The organism is Zymomonas sp., assembly GCF_020216885.1.
Lineage (GTDB): Bacteria > Pseudomonadota > Alphaproteobacteria > Sphingomonadales > Sphingomonadaceae > Zymomonas.
On the sequence record NZ_JAIWON010000014.1, the window covers coordinates 1 to 10,000 of the forward strand.

Here is a 10,000-nt window from a genome sequence, read left to right on the forward strand (position 1 = left end):
GTCCAGCGGCTTGTTTTAATAGAAAATCATTATAGCGAATATTATTCAGCAAGGCTTCGACTTGAAAAGACGGATCTGTAGAAAAAACAGCCTTTCCTCTTAGCCGTCCGCTTTCAATGTCAATCGGCTGACCATAGGCGAAATGGGCTTTGTCGATAGTAATATCGGCATTAACGGCTTGTATCGCCTGTTCTTCTGTCAGGCGAATGATACCATCCAACCCATGCCCGTTCAGTTCAAATTGCCCGTGATAAAGGTTACTTTTTGTTTGAGCTAAATTGCCATTAACGGTTAGACCCAAAGCCGTTGCCTTGATTACAGGGTGAGAAACCATGCCCCCGACATCAAGGGTCATGGCACCATAGCTTTTTGACTTGCCCCGAACAAAAAGATTGATATTGCCTTTGGGCTGGTATCCACCGTTACCCTCCAGATGGAATTCTGGAGACGCAACGCTAAATCTTGGCATCCTTATATTACCCATGGCATTGGCGATCATATCTGTCCGTAAAACGGCTTCACCCCCGAAAGCTTTTGCTAAAGCCGGTTTCTGCCAATCACGTCCCTTGATCATCATCTCACCGACCATGCCTAATCCCCCGTTTTTTTCGGGCTGAAGATGACTATCAATTGTCAGGCTTAATCGGCCAATACCGTCTATTTTATAAGGATCAATCCCACCTTTAACCGCTGCACGCCATTTTTTGGTCACCAAATCTATAATGATTGTGGTGTTCGCATGAATATACCGACTACTTATATTACTGTGATCAACTCGCAAAACATGATCGCCATAATTGATCGCACCTTCTATTTTTAAATTTTCCAGTAAATTGACTAAACGCGAATCAAGACCTGAAATTTTGCCAACAGATAATCCCATAGGCATGGATAAATGATCGCCATCTACCAGCATTTTACCTCTGGATTGAATATTCTCGGCAATCTTTTCCTGCCAACCGATCTGACCAGCCTTTAACCGCCAATCAATGTTAGGCGATCTGACAAGACCCGATAGCACTGAAGAAAATGTAAAATTCTTAAAGGACAAATCATCGCCAAGAAATTTCTGACTATTGGGAATAGCTAGATCGACCGACATGTTATTAAAGCGGTTTGATTTCCAATCGACACCCCCAAGAGCCGTAAGACGAAACATTTTCCCAGTAATAGCCCCTCGAATATCGACAATATTTTTATGATTATGGGTTGTCAGATCAATCTGTAAGCCTTTTTTAAAGAAAGTCTGCAATGAAGGCTGATCGGGTAATAATTCACTGGGATAAACTGCTCCATCCAGATGAACAGACCCATTTTTGTTATGTATTTTCCAGTCCAGTAATTTCTTATCGCCTGATTGTGCCTGAATATAACCGCGCCAATCCTGCCAATTCCCTTTTCCGGCGGTATCCATCGTAAGCGGTTTACCAAGGCGGGTCAGGCCATCCACAACCCCGCCAACAGGAGCATGTAAATGCGCTTCAACAACCAAAAGATTGGCCGCTGGCTTGGCATCAAATTGTAAAGAGAGTCTGTCTCCACCGCTGATATCTTGTCCTTTGTCCGCTCCAGCATCCGCCTTGACGGTTATCTGCCCTTTTATCAAAGCAAGCCGCCCATGCATGTGCAAACGATGATTTTGGCCGTCCAGATTTTTAGAAATATCTATTCTATCTAGATGTATCTGATCGATATCCAAATGGATGTTGGGCAACAAAGGCGCATCAGGATTTGATTTTGTCGGTTTTAGTTCTGGATTCCGTAAGACTTCAATTCTAGGCGCATGGAGTTTTTTGATGGTGATAATGCCATAGCGATAATCTAATGGCCGCCATTCGACGAATAGTGAAGAGGCATTAAGAAAACGCCCATGCTGATCATCGACCTTGATATCGACCAAACGAAAGGCCTGATAAATAGAACCATCGATACGTTGTATTTTAATTTTTAAGCCTGATTCTGTTGTATATTTATTGATATAACGAACAATAACCCGATGGCCAGTAGACGTATCTAGAAACAAAATAAGCGCGGCGATAAAAAGCGCAATCCCAGCCAGAAAAACGCATCCCCATCCCAAAATATGTTTCAAATTTTGAAATGGCGATATCTTATTTGAATTTGCTTCGGTGTTTTCAGGTTGTCCGACTATATTCGGATTCTTTTCCTGAATAGAATTCGAAGAAGTTTCCTGCTTTTCTGGATTGTAATCTTGATCCGTCATTAGAAAGCCTGACCGATCGAAATATATACTGAAATACGCGATTCTCCAGGCTGCCGAGCTATAGGTGTCGCAAGGTCAATGCGGAAAGGGCCAAAAGCGGTATAGTAGCGTGCGCCCAAGCCAGTACCAAATCTTAAATTATGGAAGGTTGGGATAGCATCTTTATATACCTGCCCTGCATCAATAAAAGGCACAAGACCAAAATTACCAAAACGGTAACGCACTTCAAAAGCCAGCTCTTCTTCTGATAATCCGCCCACGGCATCTTTATATGGGTCTTTGGGGCCTAACTGCTGATAACCGTAACCACGGACAGAGCCGCCGCCACCTGCATAAATCCGACGAGAGGGCGCTAGCTCTTGAACCGAAGCACCCTCAATAGAGGCAACGCGAAACCGACCAGCTAATACAACATTATCTGCTACAGGGTAGTAACCGCTCGCATCGAAAAGCATTCGGACATAGCCACGCAGTCCAGAACCGATTGAAGTTTCAGGACTCAAACGCATATTCAAGCGGTAACCTTTAGTTGGATTCATCAAATTGTTGGAACGATCATATCCCAATTGCCCAGGAAGCGCCGCGATCAGATAAGAACGGGTTAGCCTTTCGGATTGGGAGAAATCATAACTCCGCTCGTTGGTCTGTGTTAATTCGGCTCCGATAGAATAAGTCCAGCGCTTTTGCCATAACTGGGTGGATTGTCGCGACAAGCTCCCTCCGAGAGAAAAGCTATAACCATTATAAGCGTCGTATCTCTCCCGACCTGCAGTCAGACCGATTTGAATAACACGGTCTCTTGCTCCAGCATTATTTCGGTTAAAAAGAGCAGAAAGCTGTTGTTGGCGGGTACCTAAAATCCCCGAAAAAGTTAATGATCCCTCGGGTGGAAAATAATTACGGCTGATCCAGCTACCTTGTGCCTTAAAGCCCTCACCCGTGCCATAACCACCCGTAACAGCAATGCTGTGTTTCTTTCCTCGTCCCTGTCGAACGTCAAGATCCACTATTTCGCTTCCATCTTCTCGTCTTCGACCTGTTGCAATCGGCTCAACTGAAACATGAGAAAACAGATTGGTTGCCGCTAGAGCTTGGCGGAGATCATCAACCATCTGGCTATCATAGCGCTGACCTTCTTTAAAACGCGCGATATGAGAGATATGTTTGGCATCCAAAACAATATGCTTATTGTTGCTAACGATGATAGAGCCGTAAGATCCAATATTTCCTGCATCTACCGGTAATGTATAGTCACCCGTATGCGTTTCATCATCCAGCAGAATTATCCGATCACCAATCTTTGCAAAAGGATAACCATAATGCGGCAGAGTTATAAGAATATTATTTTCAGCTTGCTCTATATGGGTCGCAATAATCGGATCTCCCCTATGCAAATTTAATGCGACACGGGCAATTCTTAGGGGTTCATCCTCACTGCCGGTCAAATTTATTTGTCCTAGCTTGTAGATCGAACCGGCATTAACATCATAGTGAACATTATACCGCCCTTTTTCTATCGGGGTAATAGAAAGAGCTGCTTTGCCATCATAATAGCCTTGGGATCGCAAAATCCGGTTAATCAACTCTTGGTCATTGGTTGCTCTGGCACCAATAACCGATAGGCTATCAGCCTTATTCTTATTCGACAGTAAAACAGAATAGTTTTTGAAAGCCTGATCCGTATCGATATTGCTGAGACCTTTGACATCTACCTTATAACGAAGATCGTCACTTTCTTTGGCAAGAACCACATGCTCATTCATATCGGGCATAAAGTGAGAAAGGTCAGGCAGTGGTTCCGATAAGGCAGGGTCAAGCGTAACAGAAGTTGTCTCTTTGATGTTCGGTGCCGTTTTTTCTTCTGACACCTCAGAATTAGGCAAGATGTTATTCGGCTCTGAAACACTTTCAGTGTTTAAAGCCTTGATTCCTTTGCTATCAGAATTTTCTTCTTGAGATGAAGATTTTGATATTCCTAAGGGTATATGGGGCGATTCCTCTGTTTTAGAGGCTTCTATTGAAGGTTGAGACAACGTCGGCAGATGATCAAAAAATGACGGATTAAAAGGGTCAATGACGGCATCAGGTGATGCTGCTTTATTACTGCTATCCGTTTTTGGCGTAGATACGTCTTCAGCATAGGCTGAAAGCGACATCAACCCGACAGAAAGTAAACATATACGATGTATCCGACGGAAGTGATGTCTAAAAAACATTATTTTGGCCGACGAAGCAGTTCCAATCCTTTACGCGCTGAAAAATAATAGCCTTTTCCCCCATCCTTTTTACGTATTTTATTCTGCGCGGCTGGCAGAAATATTTCTGCTCTTAAACCGCCTTCTTGACGATTGGTTAGAGACAGTTTGCCCTCTTCTCTTTTTACCGTCCGCTCGACAGTCGCCAATCCTAGCCCAAGGCCAGCTGTATTGCGTTGGCGGGCTGTATCCAATCGCCGGAAAGGTTGCAAGACTTGTTCGATCTGATCTTCTGGAATGCCAGGTCCGGTATCATCAACTTGGATATACACCCCACTTTGATCATGATGAAAGCGAACAATCGCCTTTTTCCCATAATGAAGAGCATTTTCGATCAGATTACTGATGGCTCGTTTCATAAGAAGAGGACGCGTTGTTACATCATAATGGGAAGGTCCTTCATAAGAAATATCTTTTCCGGCATCTTTAGCCGCATTGACCAAGGTTTCAATAATCGCCACAATATCAGTTAATCTTTTGACTTCGGGATCTTGATCACCGCGCAGAAATTGCAGAACAGATTTAATCATCGTGACCATCTCTTGGAGATCGGCATCTACAGCTTCACGGATGTCATCTTCTTCAATAAAACTTGCCCGTAATTGTAATCGGGCAAGTGGTGTCCGTAAATCATGGCTAACGGCGGCCAGCATTTCGGTTCTTTCCCGTAGCATATGCTCAATGCGCATTTGCATCTGGTTAAAGGCCTGCGCAACATGCCGTAATTCTTTAGGTCCTGTTTCTTTGAATATATGCTGTTTTCCATCACCAACCTTGGCAACGGCTTTGGAGAGAGAGCGCAAAGGTGTCACAAAGGCTTGGATAATTAATCCACCGACTAATCCAGCGCCAATAACAAGAATAATAGCTGTTGTGAGGCGGTTAGTCAGCCAAGGCATCGCTGGATTGGGTACCAATGTTTGAAAAATGAGCCAGCTTCCATCGGATAGCTTTATTTGCCCTAGCAAGTGATCCCGTCCCAATTTAGGAGCAAGATCTATATGAATATCCATGGGCAATATTTGGGAATCATGGCTTAGAATTTGACCTTGGATCAAATCAACTAAGTGGCTGTCGCTATTGATATGAATATGTTTAATTTGATCGCGAGACCAAAAAAAACGGATGTCTCTATTAGAAAAATTATTGGCAATCATCGAACGCCGTGACGGCCTATCTTGATTGATAATCCGCCTTGCAACCAGCACCCGTTCGGTAATAGCCTGAGTGGCATCCGCAACATAGGTAAGTTGGCTCGCCTCTTCCGAAAAGACGAGGCTGAGCAATAATTCAAGCAACATCGTTGCCAAAAGAACAATCGCAATCCTTCCGGCTAAGCCCGGCGAAAGCTGCCTAAAAAGATTATGAGACCACCTCAATCCTGCGAAACCGGTACTGTAAACATATAGCCGACCCCTCGAATGGTGCGTATCATGTCAACAGCCCCTGTTTGGCTAGACAATTTACGACGCAATCGACTGACTAAAACATCAATACTCCGGTCAGAAGCCTCGCTTAACCGACTGCGAGATAATTCTAACAGCCGTTCACGCCCGATGACTCGTTGTGCATGTTGTAAAAAGGATAAGAGCAGATCAAATTCGGCACCTGACAATTCGACACCAGCCCCTGTCGGGGAATGAAGTTCACGGCGATCAGGATCAAGTACCCAGCCTTCAAAATGAATAAGGTGACTTTGTGGATTCCCATCGGCTTCTTTAACCGCTTGACTGCGACGCAAAACGGCACGAACTCTTGCTACCAGTTCTTTTTTACCAAAAGGCTTCGGGATATAATCATCCCCACCCAGTTCTAACCCAACAACTCGATCTGTCTCGTCATCGCGCGCACTCAAGAAAATAACCGGAATTGCCATATATTGGCTGTTACTGCGTAATTCGCGCGTTAGATCCAACCCGTTTTTGCCAGGCAGCATGACATCCATTAAAATAAGATCGACCGTTCGGCTTTGTAACTCTTCCCACATTTCTTCGCCAGAGCCTACTGGACAAGGTATGTAGCCATTCTCTTTCAGCACGCGAGCAATTAACGCCCGTAAAGAAGCATCGTCTTCGACGATCATAATCGTCTGGCTTGCCATGCTTTTTCCCCTATATTCTATTGGTTCTTATATTTTATCTTTGGGTATTGTTACCAGATGCCCATCTTCGACTGACCGATAAAAACAACTTTTTGCACCCGTATGGCAGGCCGGTCCCATAGGGATAACTTTCAACCAAAGGGTATCCTGATCACAATCAATACGGATTTCCTGTATTTTCATGACATGACCGGATTCTTCTCCCTTACGCCAGATTTTTTTGCGAGAGCGTGACCAAAAGGTAGCCTCTTTTGTTGCTATACTCAGTTCAAAGGATTCTTTGTTCATATGGGCGACCATCAATAAAAGGCCGGTCTTTGCATCGGTCAAAACCGCTGTAATTAAACCCTTTTCATCCCATGCAGGATTTAATTTATTCCCATGATCTTGATCATTTTGCATTCCGCTGTTGCCTTTATTGCCATAAAATATTGGGGTAAGATCATACCATAAATTTTACATTTTTGTAAAAAGTCCGACCATCTCAACATGCAAAGACCATGGGAATTGTCCAACTGGCTTAACCCAATGTAATACCCATCCAGCTTCCAAAAGTGTTTTAGCGTCACGGGCAAAGGTTGCAGGGTTACAAGAAACGTAAACAATCCGCCCATTAGGCAATGCCGCTAAATTGGCTATTTGCTCTTTTGCACCAGCCCTTGGCGGATCAAGGATAATACATTCGAACCGAACCAACTCATCTTTTTGCAACGGGCGGCGGAATAGATCGCGATGCTCGACAAAAACAGCCTTTCCAGCAAGGGACGAAGCCTGTTTTAAGGCAAGAACAGCATCACGCATACCTTCGGCTGCATAGACACGTTTATCTTTTTCAAAAGAAAGAGCAAAGGTTCCTAAACCCGAAAAAAGGTCAGCTACAAAACGGGCTGCGCCAACAGCCTCTTTGACCGTATGGACTAAAGTCTGTTCGCCATCCTTTGTTGCCTGTAAAAAGGCATGTGCAGGCAATGCAACAGGTACAGCGCCTAGTGTTACAGTAACCCGTTCCGATTCCCAACGGGTTTCAACGCCATAGCCTTGGTCGATTGAAAGACGAGCGAAACCTTTCTCTGCTGCAAAAGCGGCAATTGCTTCGGTTGCCTCAAGCGTTTCAGGGAATGGCATAACAAGCAAGCAGTCAATTCCCTGATCTGCTAACGTCATTTCTATCTGTGCTAAAGATCGTGGAGCCAGCCATTTTTGCAAAAAACTACGCAAATCGATGGCGGCCTTGAACAGATTTTTATCCAACAAAGGACATTCAACGATATCCACCAATTGGTGGCTAGAGGTTTTGTTATAGCCCAAGGTCAGCTTTTTACCGGCCTTAAAGGCTCTCAAAGCTACTCTTCGGCGGCTATAAGGGGGCGACAAATGAGCTGTTTTTAACGCGGGAGCCGGTAAAGCTTGCTGATGGAAAGCCTCGGTTATCCGGTCGGTAAGAAAATTTTTATAAACCTCTTCATCCGCATATTGTAAACGGCAACCGCCGCAGACAGAGAAATGCCGACAAACGGGTTCAATATGATGCGCACCGAATTCTAATTTACCGTCATCGGATATATAGTCATCGGGAACCGAATTAGGGACAAATTGCCCATCTTCAGTCACACCATCTCCCTTTGATGCCAAGCGTATAATCTTTTTCATGAGGCTACGGTTACTTCCACAAAGGCTGAACGAAGGTGATGGATCAGGTCATCAGCAATCATACCCGGACCGGCTAGGCGTGCGGCTTCACCATGCAACCACACTGCGGTACAGGCAGCATCGAAGGGATCCATACCACGCGCTAACATAGCGCCACAGATACCGGAAAGGACATCACCGGTTCCAGCATTAGCCAACCATGAAACGGCGGGTTGAGAAATCGCTGCGCGACCATCAGGGGTGGCAATAACAGTATCGGCTCCCTTCAAAACGACAACCAAACCCGATAACGCCGCCGCTTTGGTTACTCGGGTCAGCTTATCGCCACTAATCCCTGCAAACAGACGCTTAAACTCGCCTTCATGGGGGGTAATAATCGTTGGTTGTTGGATATTGCGTAAGCAATCCAAGCCTTCACGACTTAATAAAAATAACGCATCAGCATCCAATACCAAGGGGTGAGAGGTGTCTAAAGCCATCGAAAGGCGTTGAACGCCTAATTCATCTCGCCCAAGTCCAGGGCCAATAACAAGCGCATTGATACGTTCATCCGCTAAGGCTTCACGGCTCCATGAACGATGTACCAAAGCCATGGGGCCCGAAATGGTCTCACCGCCTAACAGAGCAACATAACCCGCCCCTGCCCGCTGTGCTGCAACTGCAGATAAAAGCGAAGCTCCGGCCATAGCACCAGCTGTAATCGCGACATAACCTCTACTATATTTATAATCAGCGGGTGTTGGTGCCGCTAAACGGGGTTTGGGTATTTCGATCAGATCAGGATTTGATATGGTCAGGTCAATATCCCCGACTGCAACCCGACCACAAATAGTCGAGGCTGGTTCCAAACGGTGAGCTGGCTTTAATGCCCCGATAGCAATTGTCAGATCAAAAGCAGGAATATCAGATAATAAACTGCCTTTATCCGTATCGACCCCACTTGGGACATCAATGGCGACGCGCAGCGATGCGGCTTTCGACAAAGCTCTTAATTTTGATAATAAGGCATTATCCAACGACCGAGACATGCCAATGCCGAACAAAGCATCTATAAGCAAAGGTGCTGCTTCGGCATCATCCAAAGAAGTAACTTTGCCAGAGAAAAGAGAACGGGCTTTTTTTGCCGCATCAGTCTTTGGCTCACTATAAGCTGCAACCGAGACAGGGATCCCCCATTCTGCCAAATAACGGGCAACCACATATCCATCGCCACCATTATTGCCGGGGCCACACAGGATTAAAGCAGGCATGTTTCCAGCAAAAGAGCGTGTGATAGAAGCGGCAACCTTACCAGCTTTGTCCATTAAATCATCTACTGAGCTACCGCATTTCATAGCCGCCATTTCTGCCGCTCTCATTGCCTGTAGTCGTAAAATAGGACGAGGATTTAGCGCGGATGATCTGATCAAACGATCATGCTGTGGCAATGTTTCTAATTTGGATATAGTCATAGCTATGGCGCTCACTTCTGGCACCGGAATTTTTAAAATTCACATAACAGAGAAATAAACACTTACCCTTGCTATGATGCAAGGATAAGGCCTCAAATTGAGGACAAGAAAAGGTCTAAAGCCCTGTTTGTGCATCTTCCGGTATATCGAACTAATACCTTAAATTTAATATCTTATGTTTAGCGCCTATATGGATGATATCTATCGCGTCAACAAGGGTAATAACTTCCCCGATAGAGAAAAGAAATATGCCTGTAATAACAGGATAAAAAAACTTGATTTCCATATTAAAAGTGGAAAGCTAAAACACATAGATTTT

General features: G+C 44.8%; 6 protein-coding genes and 1 pseudogene. All 7 read right to left on the reverse strand.

Annotation, left to right across the window (positions count from 1 at the left end):
* Window positions 1-2,224: pseudogene (locus tag LDL18_RS00725) on the reverse strand (translocation/assembly module TamB); the annotation flags it as partial.
* Window positions 2,224-4,380, reverse strand: coding sequence for a BamA/TamA family outer membrane protein (locus LDL18_RS00730; protein WP_296506110.1), 2,157 nt, complete (start codon window positions 4,378-4,380; stop codon window positions 2,224-2,226). The pseudogene LDL18_RS00725 and the gene LDL18_RS00730, both read right to left, overlap by 1 nt.
* Before the next feature lie 59 nt (window positions 4,381-4,439).
* On the reverse strand, window positions 4,440-5,858 hold the full coding sequence (locus LDL18_RS00735) for an ATP-binding protein (RefSeq protein ID WP_296506112.1): 1,419 nt from the start codon (window positions 5,856-5,858) through the stop codon (window positions 4,440-4,442).
* A complete protein-coding gene (locus LDL18_RS00740; protein WP_296506114.1) occupies window positions 5,855-6,580 on the reverse strand; it encodes a response regulator transcription factor in 726 nt (241 codons plus the stop codon). The genes LDL18_RS00735 and LDL18_RS00740 overlap by 4 nt, the downstream gene beginning before the upstream one ends.
* A 27-nt stretch (window positions 6,581-6,607) precedes the next feature.
* The gene (gene hisI / locus LDL18_RS00745; RefSeq protein WP_296506117.1) at window positions 6,608-6,982 is read right to left on the reverse strand and encodes a phosphoribosyl-AMP cyclohydrolase; all 375 of its coding nucleotides are present in this window, start codon (window positions 6,980-6,982) and stop codon (window positions 6,608-6,610) included.
* 54 nt (window positions 6,983-7,036) lie between these two features.
* The gene (locus LDL18_RS00750) at window positions 7,037-8,230 is read right to left on the reverse strand and encodes a class I SAM-dependent RNA methyltransferase (RefSeq protein WP_296506119.1); all 1,194 of its coding nucleotides are present in this window, start codon (window positions 8,228-8,230) and stop codon (window positions 7,037-7,039) included.
* The gene (locus tag LDL18_RS00755) at window positions 8,227-9,681 is read right to left on the reverse strand and encodes an NAD(P)H-hydrate dehydratase (RefSeq protein ID WP_296506121.1); all 1,455 of its coding nucleotides are present in this window, start codon (window positions 9,679-9,681) and stop codon (window positions 8,227-8,229) included. The genes LDL18_RS00750 and LDL18_RS00755 overlap by 4 nt, the downstream gene beginning before the upstream one ends.
* Window positions 9,682-10,000: the final 319 nt, after the last annotated feature.